The following is a 19,528-nucleotide window of genomic DNA, read 5'->3' as shown; positions in this document are numbered from 1 at the left end:
GGAGTCAGCGCATGCGATCCATGAGGCCGTCCGTCACCGTTCGCCCAGAGGGGGGCAGCCGCCGCAGAACCTCCCCCGTTCTTGCCGCCGTTGCCCTCGCGTCGGCGCTGGCGCTCACCGCCACCGCTTGCAACTCGGGCACCGACCAGGCCGACGGCCAGGCTTCTGCCTCGGCCTCCGCGAGTGACACCGCCGGCAGCGGCGACGGCAAGATCAAGATCCCGGACGACATCAAGAACAAGCTCAAAGAGCACGGGTTCGACATCGACAAGTGGAAGCACGGCGCCTGGAAGAACTGGAACAAGGACCAGTGGCTGCGCGAGGCCGACGAATTCATCAACCCGATCATCAAGGGTCTGTGGAATCCGGACCGGATGCGGAAGGCCAACGACCCGGACAAGGGCGTCAACGAGAACGACCTCTCAGGTGACCAGGGCGTGACCGACCCCACGCCGGCGCCTGTGGACGCGAAGGCCGTGGCGCCTACGTATCACGCCAACGCGGCGGCGTCCGGGAAGGTGTTCTTCGACTCCCCCGAGGGCACGATGGTCTGCTCGGCGACGGTCGTGGAGGACCCGGCCCACCCCGGCAAGTCGAACCTCGTGTGGACGGCGGGCCACTGCGTGCATGCCGGCAGGAAGGGCGGCTGGTACCGCAACATCGCGTTCGTGCCGTCGTACAACAACGCGGGCAGGTCGGCCGCCCAGCTGCAGAACGCCACCCGGGAGGAGGCCGCCCCGTACGGCGTCTGGTGGGGCGACTGGGCGCAGACCTCTCAGCAGTGGATCGAGAAGGGCGGCGAGACGGGCGGTGACGGTGCCTCCTACGACTACGCCGTCATCCATGTGACGCCGGAGAAGGGCGGCAACGGCAAGTCCCTTGAGGAGACGGTCGGTTCGGCGCTGCCCGTCGACTTCAACGCTCCGGCCGTGCCGAAGGTTCCCAGCATCACCGCGACCGGCTACCCGGCAGCCCCGCCGTTCGACGGCCAGAAGATGTTCCAGTGCACCGACAGGCCGGGACGGCTGTCGATCAACGCCTCGGACCCGACGATGTACCGCATCGGCTGCACCATGACGGGCGGTTCGTCCGGGGGCGGCTGGGTCGCGACCGGCTCGGACGGCAAGCCTGCTCTGGTGTCCAACACCTCGATCGGCCCGGTGACTTCGGGCTGGCTGGCCGGACCGCGGCTGGGCCCTGTGGCCAAGGGTGTGTACGACTCGGTGAGCAAGAAGTTCGCCGGTCAGTAGACCTGCTCGTGCTGAAAGGCCCGCCTCCTCGGTGAGGGGGCGGGCCTTTGGCGATCTCGATTCTGCGGTGATCCGGCTTGCGGCTCAGACCGCCGGCGCCGGGACATACGGCGCGAGGTCCGCCGCCAGCTCCTCGTGCACCCGCACCTTGAGCAGCGTGCCCTCCGGGGTGTGCTCCTCGGAGATCACCTCGCCCTCGTCGTGCGCGCGGGCGACCAGCTTGCCGTGGGTGTACGGCACCAGCGCCTCGATCTCGACGGACAGCCTGGGCAGCTCGTTGTCGATGAGTGCGAGCAGCTCCTGGATGCCCTTGCCGGTGCGGGCCGAGACGGCGATGGAGCGCTTCTCGATCCGCATGAGCCGCTGGAGGGTCAGCGGGTCGGCCGCGTCCGCCTTGTTGATCACGACGATCTCGGGCACGTCGGTGGCGCCGACGTCCCTGATCACCTCGCGCACCGCGGCCAGCTGCTCCTCCGGCGCCGGGTGCGAGCCGTCGACCACGTGCAGGATCAGGTCGGACTCACCGACCTCCTCCATGGTGGAGCGGAACGCCTCGACCAGGTGGTGCGGCAGATGCCGGACAAAACCGACCGTGTCGGCCAGCGTGTACAGGCGGCCGCTCGGGGTCTCCGCCCGGCGGACGGTCGGGTCCAGGGTCGCGAACAGGGCGTTCTCGACCAGGACACCGGCGCCGGTCAGACGGTTGAGCAGGGAGGACTTGCCCGCGTTGGTGTAGCCCGCGATGGCGACGGACGGCACCTTGTTGCGCTTGCGCTCCTGGCGCTTGATCTCGCGGCCGGTCTTCATCTCCGCGATCTCCCGGCGCATCTTCGCCATCTTCTCGCGGATCCGTCGCCGGTCCGTCTCGATCTTGGTCTCACCGGGACCACGGGTGGCGAGGCCGCCGCCCTTGCCGCCGCCCATCTGCCGGGACAGCGACTGGCCCCAGCCACGCAGCCTCGGCAGCATGTACTGCATCTGTGCGAGCGCGACCTGCGCCTTGCCCTCTCGGGACTTGGCGTGCTGGGCGAAGATGTCGAGGATCAGGGCCGTACGGTCGATGACCTTGACCTTGACGACGTCTTCGAGGTGGATGAGCTGGCCGGGGCTGAGCTCACCGTCGCAGATGACGGTGTCCGCGCCGGTTTCGAGAACGATGTCCCGCAGCTCGTAGGCCTTGCCGGAGCCGATGTAGGTGGCCGCGTCGGGCTTGTCGCGGCGCTGGATCACACCGTCGAGCACGAGCGCGCCCGCGGTCTCCGCGAGGGCGGCGAGCTCCGCGAGGGAGTTCTCCGAGTCCTGCACGGTCCCCGTGGTCCAGACGCCGACGAGCACGACACGCTCCAGGCGGAGCTGGCGGTACTCGACCTCGGTGACGTCCTCGAGCTCGGTGGACAGGCCCGCCACACGGCGCAGAGCCGCGCGCTCGGAGCGGTCGAACTGGTCGCCGTCCCGCTCTCCGTCGATCTCGTGGCTCCAGGCGACGTCCTCTTCCATCAGGGCATCGGCCCGAAGCCGCTCGGGGTAGGTGTGCGCGAAGCGCTCAGCGTCCTGGGAAGGGGATGAAGAGGAGGTCATTGGATCCTTACGTCGATGGGGATGCCGGTACGGCGATCGCGACACCGGTCTCTGTGGACAACGTACGAGTAGCCCGGGAGATTCCCGCGACCCGTGCCGCGCCGACCCGAAGATGGTCGCACGGCACGGCCCGTCCGGTCATCGCCTTATTTCGCGGATTTCGCAGCCTGCGCGCCGGGTGCCGCCGGCTTCCAGTCCGGGTGGCCGGGCATCGGCGGGGTCTTCTTGCCGTACAGCCAGCCTTCGAAGAAGCCGCTCAGGTCGCGCCCGGAGATCCTGGACGCGAGCCGCTCGAAGTCGGCCGTGGTGGCCGTACCGTCGCGGTGGAGGCTCACCCAGGACCTTTCCAGGCGCTCGAAGGCAGGGCGGCCGATCTCCTGGCGCAGGGCGTAGAGCACGAGCGCGGCGCCGTCGTAGACGTTCGGCCGGAAGATGCTGATCTTCTGGCCGGGGTCGGGCGCCTTGGGCGCGGCCGGTGGCCCACCGGCAGCGCGCCAGCCGTCGGAGGCGGCGTACGCGGCCTTCATACGGGTCTCCATGGGCTTGTGTCCCACCTCCTCCGCGTACAGCGCCTCGTACCACGTGGCGTGCCCTTCGTTGAGCCACAGGTCGGACCAGGTCTGCGGGCTGACGCTGTCGCCGAACCACTGGTGGGACAGCTCGTGCACCATGATCGACTCGACGTACCACTTGGGGTAGGTGTGGCCGGTGAAGAGCTCTCTCTCGAAGAGAGAGAGCGTCTGCGTCTCGAGTTCGAAGCCGGTGGACGCCTGCGCCATGACCAGGCCGTACGTCTCGAAGGGGTAGTGGCCGACCTTGCTCTCCATCCAGGCGATCTGGTCGGGCGTCTTGGCGAGCCACGGTTCGAGTTCTTTGACGGCCTTGGTGGGCACGACGTCGCGCATGGGCAGGTGGTGCGGCCCGGTGCGGTGCAGCACGGTGGAGCGGCCGATGGACACCTGGGTGAGCTCGGTGGCCATGGGGTGCCGGGTGCGATACGTCCAGGTGGTCGACTTGGGGCCGCGCTCCACGCCGGTCGGCAGGCCGTTGGCCACGGCCGTGTAGTCGTTGGGGGCGGTGATCCGGATGGTGAACAGCGCCTTGTCGGAGGGGTGGTCGTTGCACGGGAACACCAGGTGTGCGGCATCGGCCTGGTTCGCCATCGCGAGCCCGTCCTCGGTGCGCACCCAGCCGCCGTCCTGGTCCTTGGCGGCCACGGGGTCGCTGGTGTGCCGCACGGTGATCCGCGTCCAGGTGCCCCGGGGCAGTGGCCTGGCGGGCGTGACGACGAGATCGTCACCCGCGCTGGTGAACGTGGCCGGCTCACCGTTGACCTGGACCGATTCGACCTTGCCGTGTGCGAAGTCGAGGTTCAGCCGGTCCAGGTCCGCGGTCGTCGAGGCGTTGATCGTGGTGACGGCCTGGAGGGGCTCGCTGTTGGTGCCGGGATAGGTGAACGAGAGGTTGTACGACTGCACGTCGTATCCGGGGTTGCCGAGGTCCGGGTAGAGGCGGTCGCCGATGCCCAGGGGGGTCGGGGGCGAGCTCGCGGCCAGGAGGCAGACGGAGACGGCGGAGGCGAGCAGTGCGGCCGCCTTCAGGCGGCCGGGAGGGCGGCGGAACCGAGCCGCGGTGCCGGGACGCGGGCGGTGCGGTCGTGGGGCCTGGGAGCGCGGGGTGAGCAGCATGGATCACGGCTATCAGCGCGCGCGTGCCGGACGGCGACGACTCGCGTTCGGCCCACCCGAATGGGTAGGTCGGGTGCAGGTGTGCGGCTCCGGCGCCCTGGGGCGCGCGGCCCGGCGCTCACCCGCCCGGCGTCTGCGCCCGGCTCACGTCGTAGACCCCCGGCACATTGCGCATCGCCCGCATCAGGGCGGGCAGGTGGGCCGCGTCCGGAAGTTGGAGAGTGTACGTGTGGCGGACGCGCTGCTGAGTCGGAGGTTCGATCGTCGCGGACACGATCTCGGCGCCTTCGAGGGCCATGGCCTCCGTGAGGTCAGCCAGCAGATGGGGGCGGACGAACGATTCGGCGAGCAGCGTCACCCGGCACTCGGTGGTGTCCCCCCAGCGCACGTCGACCTCCGCGCGCCCCCCGCTCTTCATGCGCTCCACGGCGGCGCACTCGACACGGTGGACGGTGACCACACCGCCCCGCACGGCGAAGCCGGTCACCTCGTCGGGCGGTACGGGAGTGCAGCAGCCGGCGAGGCGTACGGTCGCGCCGGGCTGGTCGACCGTGATGTCGGCGGTGGTGGGACGCGAGGTGAGCCCCTCCGCGGCGGGCCGGAGAGCGGCCGAGGGCTCCTCGTCGGCCTCCTGTGCCCTCGCCTGCGCCGGGTCCTGCGCCTCCTCGTGCGTCGGGTGGGCCGCGAGCCACCGCTGGATGGCGATACGGGCGGCCGGCGTGTGGGCGTGCTCCAGCCACTCCCTGGAGGGCTCGGAGGCCGGGTCCTGGCCCATGAGGAGCTGGACGGTGTCGCCGTCCCGCAGGACCGTGCTCAGCGTCGCCAGGCGGCCGTTGACACGGGCGCCGATGCACGCGTGCGCGTCCTCGCCGTACTGGGCGTACGCGGCGTCCACACAGGTGGCGCCCTCGGGCAGCCCGAGCGTGCCGCCGTCGGGCCGGAAGACGGTGATCTCACGGTCCTGGGCGAGGTCCTCGCGGAGGGTGGACCAGAACGTGTCCGGGTCGGGCGCGGCCTCCTGCCAGTCGAGGAGGCGGGAGAGCCAGCCCGGGCGGGTGGGGTCGACGCGCTCGCCGTCGGCCGGGGCGTTGTCCTCCGGAGGCGGGGCATAGGGATTGCCGAGCGCGACGACGCCGGCCTCGGCGACCTTGTGCATCTGGTGGGTGCGGATGAGGACTTCGGCGACCTGGCCGTCCGCGCGGGCGACCGCGGTGTGCAGGGACTGGTACAGGTTGAACTTGGGGACGGCGATGAAGTCCTTGAACTCCGAGACCACGGGCGTCATACAGGTGTGCAGTTCGCCGAGGACGCCGTAACAGTCCGCGTCCTCGTTCACCAGCACCAGCAGGCGGCCGAAGTCGCAGCCGCGCAGCTGGCCGCGCTTGCGGGCGACGCGGTGGACGGAGACGAAGTGCCGCGGCCGGATGACGACTTCGGCCGGGATGTCTGCCTCGCGCAGCACGCCTCGTACCTCGTCGGCGATCTCGGCGAGCGGATCGTCGGCACGGGAGGCGTTGTCGACGATCAACTCCCGTGTGTGTTCGTACTCTTCGGGGTGGAGGATCGCGAAGACCAGGTCCTCCAGCTCGGTCTTCAGCGCCTGGACGCCGAGCCGCTCGGCGAGCGGGATGAGGACGTCGCGGGTGACCTTGGCGATGCGGGCCTGTTTCTCGGGGCGCATGACACCGAGGGTGCGCATGTTGTGCAGCCGGTCGGCGAGTTTGATCGACATCACGCGGACGTCGCTGCCGGTGGCGACGAGCATCTTGCGGAAGGTCTCGGGTTCGGCGGCGGCGCCGTAGTCGACCTTCTCCAGTTTCGTGACGCCGTCGACGAGGTAGCGGACCTCCGAACCGAACTCCTCGCCGACCTGATCGAGGGTCACGTCCGTGTCCTCGACGGTGTCGTGGAGCAGAGAGGCCGTCAAGGTCGTGGTCTCCGCGCCGAGTTCGGCGAGGATCAGCGTCACCGCGAGCGGGTGGGTGATGTACGGCTCGCCGCTCTTGCGCATCTGGCCGCGGTGCGAGGACTCGGCCAGCACGTAGGCGCGGCGCAGGGGTTCGAGGTCGGCGCTCGGGTAGTGGGCGCGGTGGGCGTCGACGACGTGGCTGATGGCGCTGGGCAGCCGGTCACGGGTGGCGGGGCCGAGCAGGGCGGCACGGCCGAGACGGCGCAGGTCGATCCGCGCCCGCCAGCGCGCCGCCGGGCCCGTTACCGGACCTGGGGTCGCGGGATTCGTGGCCTCCGCACTCATGGGCACCTCCGGCTGCGTGGACCGGCGGACGGGGTGCCCCAGGGCGGACACGGCTCAGGGGGCGGCAACGGTCCCCCGTCCGGGCCGGTGCTTGATGCTACCGAGCCCATCACGTGCGGCTGACCGCCTCTCGCCGAGCGTGAAACGGATCACCCATTCGAGCGAAGGTCTGTAGGTTTACGGTTTCGCGCCATGCGACAGGGGGCCGCCCGTGATTTCGAACGCGCGGTCGTCGCCCCGGAGCAACTCCCGTGCACCACCGGGCACACAGGCCTCGGATCCCAAGTCGCCATCCCGTTCAGCGAACGAATGTTTCCAGCCACTCGGAGTCGATCTCGCCCTCGGCGACGATCACTGCGGGGCCGGTCATCTCGATCTCGCCGTCGGGCTGTTCGGTGATGACCAGGGTCCCGCCGGGCACGTCGACGGTGTACGTCGCCGGGCTCCCGGTGACGGCCGGGTCGACGCCGTCCCGGCGGGCGGTGGCCACGGCGACGGCGCACGCGCCCGTGCCGCACGAGCGGGTCTCGCCGGCGCCGCGCTCGTGCACGCGCAGAGCGACGTGCCGGGGGCCGCGGTCGACCACGAACTCCACGTTCACGCCGTCCGGGTATGCGGAGGCCGGGCTGAACGGCGGCGGCGCGTACAGGTTTCCGGCGTGCGCGAGGTCGTCGACGAACGCGACCGCGTGCGGATTGCCCATGTTCACGTTCCGCGCGGGCCAGCTGCGCTCGCCGACGCTCACCGTGACGTCCCCTTCGGGGAGGCGCGCCCTGCCCATGCCGACGGTGATGTCACCCGCGGCGGAGCCGCTGTTGGACGCAGTCTTCGCGATGTGCACCCTCTTCACGCCCCCGCGTGTGGCCACCGCGAGGTCGCCCTCGGCGACGTGCCCGGCGCGCTGGAGGTAGTGCGCGAAGACCCGCACGCCGTTGCCGCACATCTCCGCGATCGAGCCGTCGCCGTTGCGGTAGTCCATGAACCACTCGGCCTCGGCCGCCATGTGCTGCGCCTCGGGGTGCGCGGCGGACCGCACCACGTGCAGCAGGCCGTCACCGCCGATCCCCGCGCGGCGGTCGCACAGGGCGGCGACGGCCTTCGGGGGCAGGTCGATGGAGTTCTCGGGGTCCGGCACGATCACGAAGTCGTTCTCGGTGCCGTGGCCCTTGAGGAAGGCGATCCGCGTGCTCATTCCTCGATCGTACGGGAGCGCTCCGCTGGGAGGGCGGGCCCGGGTCGGTGAGCTGGTGCGGGTCCATCGTGGCTGGTCGCGCCCACGCGGCGGAGCCGCACATCGGCACAGCCCCGCGCCCCTGCAGGGGCGCTTCAGCGCAGCCTTGCCACGCGCCACACCGCCAGCACGACCACCGCGGCCACTACGACCACGTATGCCAGGACCACCCGCCAGTCCGGTCGACGGCCGGAACCCCGCGGTGGGAGCCCGGGGCCCGTGTACCCCACCCGGCGGGCGGCCATCATGCCCCAGCCGGCCGCACAGGAGCAGATCAGCAGTCCCAGCATGGCGATCACGGCCCCGCTGTCGCCGAAGTCGAAGGCGAGCGGGAAGGCGAACATCAGGGAGCCGACCGCGGCGAGGGCGACGATGGGGGCGAGTTGCCAGATGCGCAGGCGGCGCTGCGGTCGCAGTTCGACCTCGACCTCGGGGCCACCGGCGAACATCTCCTCCGGCTCAGGGCCGTCGGCGGTCACTCCGCCCTGTGTCTCATCGGGCCCGTCGGGGCTCAGACGGTTCTCGTCCTGCTCCGGTTCACCGCTCTCGACGGTGAGGGGCTCGGTGCCTTGTGCGGTGTCGCGAGGGCCGGCCTCCATCGCCACGCGCCCTCCCAACTAGGACTCCACTTGGTCGATCGAAGCTCGATGATGGCACGCCGCCGGATGCCGCAACGGCGGCCGGAGCGTCCCGATGCCATGACGTGATCAGGCTGTAACCGGTCGTTCGACCAACGCCAGTGCGCGCTGCGGAAGTTCTGTGAGATCCGCCGCAGCCCCGCTCAGCCAGTGCACCCGGGGGTCGCGCCGGAACCAGGAATCCTGCCGGCGCGCGAAGCGCTTGGTGGCGCGCACGGTCTCGATCCGCGCCTCCTCCTCGGTGCACTCCCCGGCCAGCGCCGCGAGCACCTGCTGATAGCCGAGCGCACGGGCTGCCGTACGGCCCTCGCGCAGGCCCTGCGCCTCCAGCGCACGCACCTCGTCCACCAGACCGGCCTCCCACATCCGGTCGACCCGGCGGGCGATGCGCTCGTCGAGTTCGGGGCGGGCCACGTCGACGCCGATCTGGACGGTGTCGTAGACCGAGTCATGGCCGGGCAGATTGGCGGTGAACGGCTGACCGGTGATCTCGATCACTTCGAGGGCCCGGACGATACGGCGGCCGTTGCTGGGCAGGATCGCCTGCGCCGCCTCGGGGTCCGCGGCGGCGAGTCTGGCGTGCAGCGCGCCGGAGCCGCGCAGCGCGAGCTCCTCCTCGAGCCGGGCCCTGACCTCGGGGTCGGTGCCGGGGAACTCCAGGTTGTCGACGGCCCCGCGCACGTAGAGGCCGGAGCCGCCGACCAGGATCGGCCAGCGGCCTTCCGCGAGCAGGCCGTCGATCTTGGCGCGGGCGAGCTTCTGGTACTCGGCGACCGACGCCGTGACCGTCACGTCCCAGATGTCGAGGAGGTGGTGCGCAATGCCGCTGCGCTCCTCGGGCGTCAGCTTTGCGGTGCCGATGTCCATCCCCCGGTAGAGCTGCATGGAGTCGGCGTTGACGACCTCGCCTCCGAGCTGCCGGGCGAGGAAAACGCCCAGATCGGACTTTCCGGCCGCGGTCGGTCCGACGACGGCGATGACTCGGGGGGCGGGGGATGCGCTGCTCACCGCACCAGTCTCGCAAACCCCGAGGGCGCTCCTCGAACGAGTTACGTGACGGCACGAATGCCGGGTCGTTGCCCGTTGCGAGGCTCTCGCCGCCGGATTCGGGGGGCGGCGACCCGGGCGGCGCAAACGGACGCACCGGACGACGCGGGATTTCGCCCGCACGAGTAACGTATGGAGTGGATATGGGCGTTTTCGCACGACTTCTGCGGAGGTCGAAGGCTACGGAGGAGGCGTCAACCGCCGAGGCTCAGGCCGACACACCGACGGCCGAGCCCGCGACTGAGGAGGCGGCTGAGGCGAAGGGGTCGGCCGAGGCCGAGGAGCTGACCGAGAGCGAGCCGGAGGCGACGGAGGCCGCCCAGTCCGCCTCCGGTGAGGCCGTCGAGATCCCCAAGCAGCAGTCCGCCGAGGAGGCGGCCGACAGGGACGCCGGCGAGGACGCCCGCACGTAACCGCCCCTGGCCCGAGTGAGCCGCAGGGGTGTGCCGAGCCCGGGAACGGCGGAAGGTGGACCATGGGTCTCCTGAACAACCTGAAGGCCAGACTGAACCCGGCCAAGGACAAGGTCTCCGGCCTCGCGCAGCAGCACGGGGGCAAGATCACGCACGGTCTCGACAAGGCCGCGAAGGTCGTCGACGAGAAGACCAAGGGCAAGTACAGCCACAAGATCCACACCGGGACCCGCAAGGCCAAGGGCGCCATGGACCGACTCGCGCACAGGGACGACACGGAGGCAGGCGGTGGCACGACCGCACCAGCCGGCTCCACGCCGCCTGCTTCCTGAACGGCCCTGAACGGCACGGCACACCGGCGGACGGCCGCGGAGCCCGAGGGCTCCCGGCCGTCCGCCGTTTGCTCCCGCGCCTCTACGACCAGGTCGCGACCATGTAGCCCACGCCGTACGGCGCGTCCTCGTACAGCAGCGCGCCCGCGAGGTCCGTGCCCTCGGCCGCGCCCGCGAGGATCTGCCAGGGGGCCCGGCCGGATGCCTTCAGCTCGGACGCCAGCTCGGTGTCCAGGGCCTTGAGGGCCGCCACATCCGCCGCTCCCAGCGCACGCGCGACCTCCGCGTCGAAGGGCCCCGCGCGCTCGTCGAGGTAACCGGGGGCCTTGAGCGTGCGGCAGGCACTGGCGTCGCCCATGACCAGCAGCGCCACCCGCTCGGGCCCGGCGGCGATGTCCCTCCCGACTTGAATGCACCGCTCGGCCGCCAGAGGTTCCCCCACGCCGAGCCCCTCGATCGGGGCGCCGGACCAGCCGGTGCGCTGCAGCAGCCACGCGGCCACCGCCAGCGAGGGGGCGAGCGACCGCTCCGAGGCCGCAGGGGCCGGGACTTCGGCCCCGGCATGCTGGGCCCTGCCGAGCCGTACGTCCACGTCGACGCCGAAGCCGCGGAAGGAGCCCCGCGTGCCCTCCGGGTAGCTGGCTCGGCCGCTCTGCTCCGCGGGACCGACGACGACGAGCCGGTCGGGACGGGCGGCCGCGAGCACGCCGACCGCGTCCGTGCACGCGGCACGCGCGACGTCCATCTCGGCGGCGGCACCCGCGGCGACCTCGGGCACCAGCAGCGGCGGGCAGGGGCAGACTGCGGCGACGACAAGCATGATCGGCAGGGTAACCCCGCCGCCCGGCGGCGGACACCGCGCCGAGCAGAGCGGTCAGTCGCAGCCGCAGCCGCTGCCCGTCGCGACCGGCAGCGGCTCCGGGACGCCGATCTTCGGCAGGCCCAGCAGGACGCCCGCCGGCTTCGCCGCCTCGACCGCGTTGCGCTTCTCCCAGGCGTCGCCCGCGCGCGTGCGGCGCACGTCGAGGACGGCTCCCTCGGCGAGCAGGTGGTGCGGGGCGGCGTACGTTATCTCGACCGTGACCACGTCGCCGGGTCGCACCTCCTGCTCGGGCTTGGTGAAGTGGACCAGGCGGTTGTCGGGGGCGCGGCCGGAGAGGCGGTGGGTGGCGCCGTCCTTGCGGCCTTCGCCCTCGGCGACCATCAGCTCCAGGGTGCGGCCGACCTGCTTCTTGTTCTCCTCCCAGGAGATCTCCTCCTGGAGGGCGACGAGACGCTCGTAGCGCGCCTGGACGACCTCCTTCGGGATCTGGTTCTCCATGGTCGCGGCCGGGGTGCCGGGGCGCTTGGAGTACTGGAAGGTGAAGGCCTGCGCGAATCGCGCCTCACGGACGACGTGCAGGGTCTGCTCGAAGTCCTCCTCCGTCTCACCGGGGAAGCCCACGATGATGTCGGTGGTGATCGCGGCGTGCGGGATGGCAGCCCGCACCTTCTCGATGATCCCGAGGTAGCGGTCCTGCCGGTACGAGCGGCGCATCGCCTTCAGGACCGTGTCCGAGCCGGACTGCAGCGGCATGTGCAGCTGCGGCATGACGTTGGGGGTCTCGGCCATCGCCGCGATCACGTCGTCGGTGAAGTCGCGCGGGTGCGGTGAGGTGAAGCGGACGCGCTCCAGGCCCTCGATCCGGCCGCAGGCGCGCAGCAGCTTGCTGAAGGCCTCGCGGTCGCCGATGTCGGAGCCGTACGCGTTGACGTTCTGCCCGAGCAGGGTGATCTCGGAGACGCCCTCGGCCACCAGGGCCTCGATCTCGGCGAGGATGTCGCCGGTGCGGCGGTCCTTCTCCTTGCCGCGCAGGGCCGGAACGATGCAGAAGGTGCAGGTGTTGTTGCAGCCGACGGAGATCGACACCCACGCCGCGTACGCGCTCTCGCGGCGCGTCGGCAGGGTGGAGGGGAACGCCTCCAGGGACTCGGCGATCTCGACCTGGGCCTCTTCCTGCACGCGCGCGCGTTCCAGGAGCACCGGGAGCTTGCCGATGTTGTGCGTGCCGAAGACGACGTCCACCCAGGGCGCCTTCTTCACGATGATGTCCTGGTCCTTCTGCGCGAGACAGCCGCCGACCGCGATCTGCATCCCGGGCCGCGAGGCCTTCTTCGGCGCGAGGCGGCCGAGGTTGCCGTACAGCCGGTTGTCGGCGTTCTCGCGGACGGCGCAGGTGTTGAAGACGACGACGTCGGCGTCGCCGTCGGAGCCCTCGGGCGCACGCACGTACCCGGCCTCTTCGAGCAGCCCGGACAAGCGCTCGGAATCGTGGACGTTCATCTGGCACCCGTAGGTGCGCACTTCGTAGGTCTTCACGCCCACTGCCTGGCTCCGGTCGATGCTGCTCATGTGACAAGGGTAGGCGGTGCCGGAAGTGTCTCCCGCCGCCCTGTGGACAACCGGGGGCTCAGGGCTCGATGAGGCCCGCGCGGATCGCGTAGCGGGTGAGTTCCAGGCGGTCGCGCATGCCCAGCTTGTGCAGCAGGTTCGCCCGGTGGCGCTCGACCGTCTTCGCGCTGATGAAGAGGAGCTCGCCGATCTCCTTCGAGGTGTGGCCCTCGGCGACCAGTTTGAGGATCTCCTCCTCGCGCTCGGTGACCGGCCGCGTGGGCAGGTCGTCCCCCCGGTGCAGGCGGTCCAGGTAGGAGCGGACGAGCGCCCGTTCCGCGCCCGGGTACACGAACGGCTCGTCGCGCACGGCCGCCCGGCATGCCCCGACCAGGTCGCGGTCGGCGGCCGACTTGAGGACGTAGCCGCCGGCCCCGGCCTTGAGGGCCTCGAAGAAGTACTGCTCGTTGTCGTACATGGTGAGCATGAGGATGCGCAGGCCGGGCAGGCGGCGGGAGAGTTCGCGGGCCGCCTGGAGGCCCGTCATACGGGGCATGGCGATGTCCAGTACGGCCAGATCGACGGCACGCGCGCGTGCCAGCTCGACCGCCTCCGCCCCGTCCCCGGCCTCCGCGACCACGGTCAGATCGGGCTCGCCGTCCAGGATGAGCCGCACGCCCTGGCGTACGAGCGCGTGGTCGTCGGCGAGCAGCACGCGCGCGGGGGATGCCATCAGCGGCCTCCGGCGGTGACGGGTACCCGCAGGCGCACGTCGGTGCCGTCGTCGGGGCCGGGTTCGAGCGCAAGGTCGGCTGCTATGAGCAGCGCGCGTTCCCGCATGCCGCGGATTCCGGCGCCGTCCGGGGCCGTACCGAGGCCCTTGCCGTTGTCGCGTACGAGGAGTTCGACACCGTCCGCGACCGGCCGGAGGCGGACCTCGGCGCGGTCGGCGCCGGCGTGCCGGGCGGTGTTGGTGAGTCCTTCCTGGGCCACGCGGTAGACCACCAGCTCCGACTCCTCGGTCAGCGGGGGCAGTTCACCGACGATGTGGTGGCGCACCGTCAGCCCGTGGGTGGTGAATTCGGCGGCGAGTGAGCGCAGGGCGCTGACCAGGCCGAATTCCTCCAGGACACCGGGGCGCAGCCTGCGGGCGATACGGCGGATCTCGTCCAGGCCCGCCCTGGTCGCCTCCTGTGCCTGGCCCACCTCCCCGCGCAACTCCTCGGGGGCGCGGTCGGCGACGCGCTTGAGCTGGAGGAGGACAGCGGTCAGGGTCTGGCCCACCTCGTCGTGGAGCTCGCGGGCGATGCGCTGCCGCTCGCGCTCCTGCGCGGACAGGGCGCGGGCCGCTCCGGCCGCGCGTTCGCTCTCCAGCCGGTCGAGCATCGTGTTGTACGTCGTGATCAGCTCGGCCGCCTCCGCGGGACCGGCGACGACCGCGCGGGCGCCGGGGCGCAGCAGGTCCGCGGTGGCCATGGCCCGGCCGAGCCGCCGTAGCGGAGCAAGTCCGAGACGCAGCACGATCGCGTTGCCGGCCAGCAGTGCGGCCAGGCCCACGACGACGACCAGCGCCTCGGCCGGCAGGACGGGGGTCGACACGGTGACCGGGCCCAGCAGCAGGGCGGCGGCCGCGATCAGGCCCGTGGCGTTGAGGGAGAAGATCCGCCAGAACAGTGACACGGTCCTCCCTGGTTCCGCAGGCGCTCCCGCTGTGGCTCCTGCCACCCTTGCCGTCCGTCCCCGGCCGCGTATATCCGTGACGTCACCCATGTCGCCACCGTACGGGCGGATGGCAGCATGCGAAGCGGCCGGGGTTGATCACCGGCAGACCACGACCATGCCGCCAGGACAAGGGGAGAAACGTGCCTGCGCCACGACTGAGGGCGACGCCGCTGCCGGGCATCGGGGTCCAGTACGACCTGGTGACCCGCGACCAACGCCATCTGTCCGTGGTGGCGCACCGCGACGGCGCGCGCACGGTGAATGTGTACCGGGCCGACGACCCCGATTCCTGTGCCCAGTCGCTGCGGCTGTCCGGCTCCGAGGCGGGCGCGCTGATCGACGCGCTGAAGCCGTCCCACCACAGCGCGAGCCTTCTCTACGCCTCCGACCTGGGGCTGGTCGCCGAGCGGATCGAGCTGGCCGTGGCCTCGCGCTGGAACGGGCGGGTGCTGGGCGACACGCGCATGCGGACCGAGACCGGCGCGTCGGTGGTGGCGGTGCTGCGCCGGGCCGAGGCGATTCCGTCGCCGGCGCCGGACTTCCGGCTGGCGGGCGGTGACATCGTGATCGTCGTCGGCACGCGCGAGGGCGTCGACGCCGCCGCGGCGATACTCGGGCGGGAGTGAACCGGTGCACTCCGCGGTGTTGTTGATCGAGTTCGGTTCCATTCTGCTCGGCCTCGGCCTGCTCGGCCGGGCCGCCGCCCGCTTTCAGCTCTCCCCCATTCCGCTGTACCTGCTGGCCGGCCTGGCCTTCGGCGAGGGCGGGCTGGTGCCGCTGGGGGCGAGCGAGGAGTTCGTCGCCATCGGCGCCGAGATCGGCGTCATCCTGCTGCTGTTGATGCTGGGCCTGGAGTACACGGCCGGTGACCTGGTCACCAACCTGAAGGCGCACTACCCGTCGGGCCTGGTCGACTGCGCGCTCAACGCCGTGCCGGGCGCGGTTGCGGCGCTGCTGCTCGGCTGGGGGCCGGTGGCCGCTGTCGTACTGGCCGGTGTCACCTGGATCTCGTCGTCCGGTGTCATCGCGAAGGTGCTCGGCGACCTGGGCCGGGTCGGTAACCGGGAGACCCCGGTGATCCTCAGCGTGCTCGTGCTGGAGGATCTGGCGATGGCGGTGTACCTGCCCATCGTGACCGCACTGGTGGCCGGGGCCGGGCTGCTGGCCGGGAGCGTGACGCTGGGGGTCGCGCTGGGGGCGGCGGGGCTGGTCCTGTTCGTGGCCGTGCGCTACGGGCGCGTCATCTCGCGGTTCGTCTCCACTGACGACCCGGAGAAGCTGCTGCTTGTCGTGCTGGGGCTGACGATCCTGGTCGCGGGCGTCGCACAGCAGCTCCAGGTGTCGGCGGCCGTCGGTGCCTTCCTGGTGGGTATCGCGCTGTCCGGGGAGGTCGCGGAAGGCGCCCACACCCTGCTGAGCCCGTTGCGCGATCTGTTCGCCGCGGTGTTCTTCGTGTTCTTCGGGCTGCACACCGATCCGGCGAGCATCCCGCCCGTCCTGCTGCCCGCCCTCGCGCTGGCCCTGCTCACGGCGGCGACGAAGATCGCCACCGGCTACTGGGCGGCGCGCCGGGCCGGGATCTCCGTCAGGGGCCGCTGGCGCGCGGGCGGCGCCCTGGTGGCGCGCGGCGAGTTCTCCATCGTCATCGCCGGGCTGGCGGTGAGCGCAGGCATCGAGCCGTCCCTGGGTCCGCTGGCCACGGCGTACGTCCTCATCCTGGTCGTCCTCGGCCCCCTCACGGCCCGCTACACGGAACCACTGGTCCGGCACCTGAACGAGCGCCGGAACGCCCGTACGGATCACTCGGAGCCGGCAAGCGCGCGTGTCGGTGGGTGAACGCCGGTCCTGAACGGAGGGCCGGCGCAGGGGGACCCACCGTCGTGGATCGATCGGACGGCGGACGCCTGACGGCCCGTCGACGGGCGGTTGCGGGAACGCCCGCACATCGCGCCCCCATCGGGGCAACTGACAGCTTGGTCGGCAGGCCGCCCCAAGGCTGACGCACCGCCGCTCGCCCACCGGCCACTGGACGGCGGGCAGGGCCTTGGGCTGTACCGCCGCAAGGCCTCATATACCGTCGGGCGCCCACCCCTGCCGGCGCAGTACCGCCGACACGTCTGGGGCCTCGTAGTGGTCGCCCTTGAGGACCTTGCCGTCGGCGCGGCGGGTGACCCGGCCGTCGGGGCCCAGCTTGGTCATGTTGGAGCGGTGGATCTCGGCGATCACCGCGTCGAGGTCGATGCCGTGGACGAGGGCGGTGCCGTAGGCCACGTAGACGACGTCGGCCAGTTCGTGGGCGAGCTTGTCGAGCGGGCCCGTGACCGAGACCTCGGCGACCTCCGCGGCCTCCTCCGCGAGCAGTTCCCCGCGGTGGGCGGCCAGCGAGGGCGACACCTCGGTGGGCGTACTGCGGGCGTCGAGCCCGACGGCGAGGTGGAATCGGCGAACCAGGTCGGCGGGCGATGAACTCATACGGCGACTGTATCGACCGGCACGGACAACGCCCGTTCGTGATCCCGTTGTGACCCCTGCCCCGGTCAGCAGCCCTGGTCAGCACCGCGTTCCGGCTGGCAGGATCCCTCGCATGTCCAAGATGTTCCCCCGGATCGGCAGACGCCGGGCCCTGCAGGGCGCGGCTGCCGGCGTCGTCGCCCTCGGGTTGCTGCTGTGGTGGCTGCTGCCCCTGGGCGAGGCCCCTCCGAGCGGAACGATCACGATCAGCACGGGAACGCCGGCCGGGGTGTACCAGCAGTACGGCAAGCTGCTGCGCACCGCGCTCGACAAGGACATGCCGGACCTGAAAGTGAAGCTGCTGACCAGCGACGGCTCCCAGGAGAACGTCAAACGGGTGGCGACCGGCCAGGCCGACTTCACCATTGCCGCGGCCGACGCGGTGGAGACGTACGAGCTCGGCAGCCACAACCCCGGCGCCGACCAGCTGCGGGGCGTCGCCCGCCTGTACGACGACTATGTGCAGCTCATCGTCCCGCGCGACTCACGCATCACCTCCGTCGCGGACCTCAAGGGCAAGCGGGTGGCCATAGGGCCGCCCAGTTCGGGTGTGCGCCTGATCGCAGACCGGGTGCTCAAGGCGGCCGGCATCGACGCGACGAAGGACATCACGCCGTTCGCCGACGGCATCGACACCGGTCCGGACGGGCTGAAGCAGGGCAAGATCGATGCGTTCTTCTGGTCCGGTGGGCTGCCCACGGAGGGGCTGCAGAAGCTCGCCGACACCTTCACCTTCCGGTTCGTGCCGATCACGCCCGACCTCGTCGCGGAGCTGCACAAGCAGGACCGTGCCACCCACTACTACCGCGCCACCAACATGCCGGAGTCGGCCTACCCGAGCATCCAGGGAGGGGTCGCCGTGCCTACGCTGGCCGTGGCCAACCTGCTGATGACGCGCAAGGACATGGACCCCCGGCTCACCGAGTGGATGACCCGCACCGTGATCAGGAGCCGTGACGGCATCGGCACGCAGGTCCACTCCGCGCAGCTCGTCGACCTGCGCACCGCGATCTACACCGACCCCCTGGCCCTGCACGAGGGCGCCCGGCGCTACTACCGCTCGGTCAAGCCGTAGGTACCGCCGACCGCAGGGCTGTTCCTCGGCACGGACACCGTCACGGTGAGCCCGTGCGGCTCGTGACGGCCGTACGAGATCGAGCCGCCGCCCGCGGCGAGCAGCGTGCGCGAGATGGACAGGCCGAGCCCGGAGCCCTTGATGTTCTGGTGGCGGCTGCTGCGCCAGAAGCGGTCGCCGACTCGGGCGAGTTCCTCGTCGGTCAGGCCAGGGCCGTTGTCGGTGACCACGACGGTCGAGGTGTCGCCGTCGGCCGCGACCGTGACCTCGACGCACTCGTCCTTCGGCGTGAACTTGACCGCGTTGTCGATCACCGCGTCCAGCGCGCTGGAGAGCGTGACCGGGTCGGCCCAGGCGGTGGTCGGCGGGCAATTCCCCACCAGCCGTACGCCCTTGGCCTCCGCGGTCGGCGTCCAGGCCGCGACGCGCTCGGCGGTCAGCGCGCCGATGTCGGTGATCCGCAGGTCGGCGTCGGTGTGCTCGGCCAGGGCCAGGTCGAGCAGGTCGTCGAGGACCTCCGCGAGGCGCTTGCCCTCGGTGCGCACCGATGCGATCTCCTCATTGTCCTCCGGCAGTTCGAGAGCGAGCAGTTCGATGCGCAGCAGCAGCGCCGCAAGGGGATTGCGCAGCTGGTGCGAGGCGTCGGCGACGAAGGCGCGCTGCTGCTCCAGTACGTCCTCGACGTTGTCCGCCATCTCGTTGAACGAGTGGGCCAGGCGCCGGAGTTCCGGAGGACCGCCGGCAGCCGCCACCCGGGTCTTCAGACGGCCGCTCGCGATCGCGTGAGTGGTGGCGTCCAGCACCCGTACCGGCCTGAGCACCCAGCCGGTCAGCCTCAGCGCGGCGCCGACGGCCAGCAGCATCGCGGCGATCTCGCCCACACCGATGACCAGCCAGCCGTGCAGGATCCGCGAACGCAGCGCCCCGGTGGGCGAGTCGGTGACCACGACCGCCACGACATCGCCGTCCCGGATGACCGGTGAGGCGACGACCAGACGGTTGCGCTGCCAGGGCCAGACCTGCTTGGGGTCGTGGCTGCGGCGGCTGAGCAGGGCCTCGGCGAAGGCGTCGCGCACCTCGCCCTGATCGGGCAGGAAGAAGGTCTGCGGCGCCTGCGCCATCGGGACGTCGGTACGGCAGAACACCCCGGCCCGGATGCCGTAGACGCCGTAGTAGCTGGCGAGTTCACTGCGCAGAGTCTCCAGCCGCTCGTCCGTGGACGTGCGCGTGGAACTGCAGGCGTCGGTGACGAACTGGGCGAGGGACGCGAAGCGCGCCGTGTCGTCGATCCGGTCGACGACGACCTTCTGCTGCTGGGCGGAGGCCACGCTCACGGCGAGCGGGATGCCGAGGGCGAGCAGCACGGCCGCCATCAGGACGATCAGCAGCGGAAGAAGACGAGTACGCACCCGTGCACG

Annotated in this window: 18 protein-coding genes; 6 read left to right on the top strand and 12 right to left on the bottom strand. The window is 71.2% G+C overall.

The window, feature by feature from the left end:
- Nucleotides 1-11: 11 nt before the first annotated feature.
- A complete protein-coding gene (locus tag ACFY1U_RS43430; RefSeq protein ID WP_390699612.1) occupies nt 12-1,250 on the top strand; it encodes a trypsin-like serine peptidase in 1,239 nt (412 codons plus the stop codon).
- An 84-nt stretch (nt 1,251-1,334) separates the two neighbouring features.
- Here the strand turns inward: ACFY1U_RS43430 and hflX are convergent, their stop codons facing one another.
- From hflX to miaA, 6 genes are all read right to left on the bottom strand, one after another.
- The gene (gene hflX / locus ACFY1U_RS43425) at nt 1,335-2,828 is read right to left on the bottom strand and encodes a GTPase HflX (RefSeq protein ID WP_390699611.1); all 1,494 of its coding nucleotides are present in this window, start codon (nt 2,826-2,828) and stop codon (nt 1,335-1,337) included.
- A 146-nt stretch (nt 2,829-2,974) separates the two neighbouring features.
- Nucleotides 2,975-4,516 (bottom strand): M1 family metallopeptidase, encoded by a 1,542-nt coding sequence (locus tag ACFY1U_RS43420; protein ID WP_390699610.1) that lies wholly within the window; start codon nt 4,514-4,516, stop codon nt 2,975-2,977.
- Nucleotides 4,517-4,634: 118 nt separating this feature from the next.
- The gene (locus ACFY1U_RS43415; RefSeq protein WP_390699609.1) at nt 4,635-6,770 is read right to left on the bottom strand and encodes a RelA/SpoT family protein; all 2,136 of its coding nucleotides are present in this window, start codon (nt 6,768-6,770) and stop codon (nt 4,635-4,637) included.
- Nucleotides 6,771-7,068: 298 nt separating this feature from the next.
- Nucleotides 7,069-7,962, bottom strand: coding sequence for a diaminopimelate epimerase (dapF, locus tag ACFY1U_RS43410; RefSeq protein ID WP_390699608.1), 894 nt, complete (start codon nt 7,960-7,962; stop codon nt 7,069-7,071).
- Between the two features lie 134 nt (nt 7,963-8,096).
- The gene (locus ACFY1U_RS43405) at nt 8,097-8,600 is read right to left on the bottom strand and encodes a hypothetical protein (protein ID WP_390699737.1); all 504 of its coding nucleotides are present in this window, start codon (nt 8,598-8,600) and stop codon (nt 8,097-8,099) included.
- Nucleotides 8,601-8,708: 108 nt separating this feature from the next.
- Entirely contained in the window at nt 8,709-9,647 is a 939-nt protein-coding gene (gene miaA, locus ACFY1U_RS43400) for a tRNA (adenosine(37)-N6)-dimethylallyltransferase MiaA (protein ID WP_390699607.1), read from the bottom strand.
- A 182-nt stretch (nt 9,648-9,829) separates the two neighbouring features.
- Here miaA and ACFY1U_RS43395 point away from each other — a divergent pair, with 182 nt between their 5' ends.
- Together ACFY1U_RS43395 and ACFY1U_RS43390 are read left to right on the top strand one after the other, a co-directional pair.
- Complete coding sequence (locus tag ACFY1U_RS43395) at nt 9,830-10,099, top strand: hypothetical protein (RefSeq protein WP_390699606.1); 270 nt, start codon at nt 9,830-9,832, stop codon at nt 10,097-10,099.
- A 62-nt stretch (nt 10,100-10,161) separates the two neighbouring features.
- Nucleotides 10,162-10,431 carry an antitoxin gene (locus tag ACFY1U_RS43390; RefSeq protein WP_390699605.1) on the top strand — a complete coding sequence of 90 codons (270 nt, stop codon included), beginning with the start codon at nt 10,162-10,164 and terminating at the stop codon, nt 10,429-10,431.
- Between the two features lie 82 nt (nt 10,432-10,513).
- Here the strand turns inward: ACFY1U_RS43390 and ACFY1U_RS43385 are convergent, their stop codons facing one another.
- From ACFY1U_RS43385 to ACFY1U_RS43370, 4 genes are read right to left on the bottom strand one after another with little or no spacing between them, the layout of a single operon-like run.
- Nucleotides 10,514-11,251: a class III extradiol dioxygenase subunit B-like domain-containing protein gene (locus ACFY1U_RS43385; RefSeq protein ID WP_390699604.1), complete on the bottom strand. Its 738-nt coding sequence runs from the start codon at nt 11,249-11,251 to the stop codon at nt 10,514-10,516.
- 54 nt (nt 11,252-11,305) lie between these two features.
- A complete protein-coding gene (gene miaB / locus ACFY1U_RS43380; RefSeq protein WP_390699603.1) occupies nt 11,306-12,823 on the bottom strand; it encodes a tRNA (N6-isopentenyl adenosine(37)-C2)-methylthiotransferase MiaB in 1,518 nt (505 codons plus the stop codon).
- A gap of 58 nt (nt 12,824-12,881) precedes the next feature.
- The gene (locus tag ACFY1U_RS43375; protein ID WP_390699602.1) at nt 12,882-13,535 is read right to left on the bottom strand and encodes a response regulator; all 654 of its coding nucleotides are present in this window, start codon (nt 13,533-13,535) and stop codon (nt 12,882-12,884) included.
- Complete coding sequence (locus ACFY1U_RS43370; protein WP_390699601.1) at nt 13,535-14,482, bottom strand: sensor histidine kinase; 948 nt, start codon at nt 14,480-14,482, stop codon at nt 13,535-13,537. Before ACFY1U_RS43370 ends, ACFY1U_RS43375 begins: the two co-directional genes overlap by 1 nt.
- A gap of 182 nt (nt 14,483-14,664) precedes the next feature.
- Between ACFY1U_RS43370 and ACFY1U_RS43365 the strand changes: the two genes are divergently transcribed.
- Together ACFY1U_RS43365 and ACFY1U_RS43360 are read left to right on the top strand one after the other, a co-directional pair.
- Nucleotides 14,665-15,150, top strand: coding sequence for a cation:proton antiporter regulatory subunit (locus ACFY1U_RS43365; protein WP_390699600.1), 486 nt, complete (start codon nt 14,665-14,667; stop codon nt 15,148-15,150).
- A 4-nt stretch (nt 15,151-15,154) separates the two neighbouring features.
- Nucleotides 15,155-16,360 (top strand): cation:proton antiporter, encoded by a 1,206-nt coding sequence (locus ACFY1U_RS43360; protein WP_390699599.1) that lies wholly within the window; start codon nt 15,155-15,157, stop codon nt 16,358-16,360.
- A 231-nt stretch (nt 16,361-16,591) separates the two neighbouring features.
- On the opposite strand, the gene ACFY1U_RS43355 is transcribed toward ACFY1U_RS43360, so the two are convergent.
- Nucleotides 16,592-16,996 carry a MazG nucleotide pyrophosphohydrolase domain-containing protein gene (locus ACFY1U_RS43355; protein ID WP_390699598.1) on the bottom strand — a complete coding sequence of 135 codons (405 nt, stop codon included), beginning with the start codon at nt 16,994-16,996 and terminating at the stop codon, nt 16,592-16,594.
- 112 nt (nt 16,997-17,108) lie between these two features.
- Between ACFY1U_RS43355 and ACFY1U_RS43350 the strand changes: the two genes are divergently transcribed.
- Complete coding sequence (locus tag ACFY1U_RS43350) at nt 17,109-18,110, top strand: TAXI family TRAP transporter solute-binding subunit (protein WP_390699597.1); 1,002 nt, start codon at nt 17,109-17,111, stop codon at nt 18,108-18,110.
- Here ACFY1U_RS43350 and ACFY1U_RS43345 read toward each other — a convergent pair.
- Nucleotides 18,089-19,519: a sensor histidine kinase gene (locus tag ACFY1U_RS43345; RefSeq protein WP_390699596.1), complete on the bottom strand. Its 1,431-nt coding sequence runs from the start codon at nt 19,517-19,519 to the stop codon at nt 18,089-18,091. The genes ACFY1U_RS43350 and ACFY1U_RS43345 overlap by 22 nt on opposite strands.
- Nucleotides 19,520-19,528: the final 9 nt, after the last annotated feature.

Origin of the sequence: Streptomyces sp. NPDC001351, from assembly GCF_042896045.1 — a bacterium.
Taxonomy (GTDB): Bacteria; Actinomycetota; Actinomycetes; order Streptomycetales; family Streptomycetaceae; genus Streptomyces.
The sequence above is the reverse complement of the archived record's forward strand: the minus strand, read 5'-3'. Positions and strand labels throughout refer to the sequence as shown.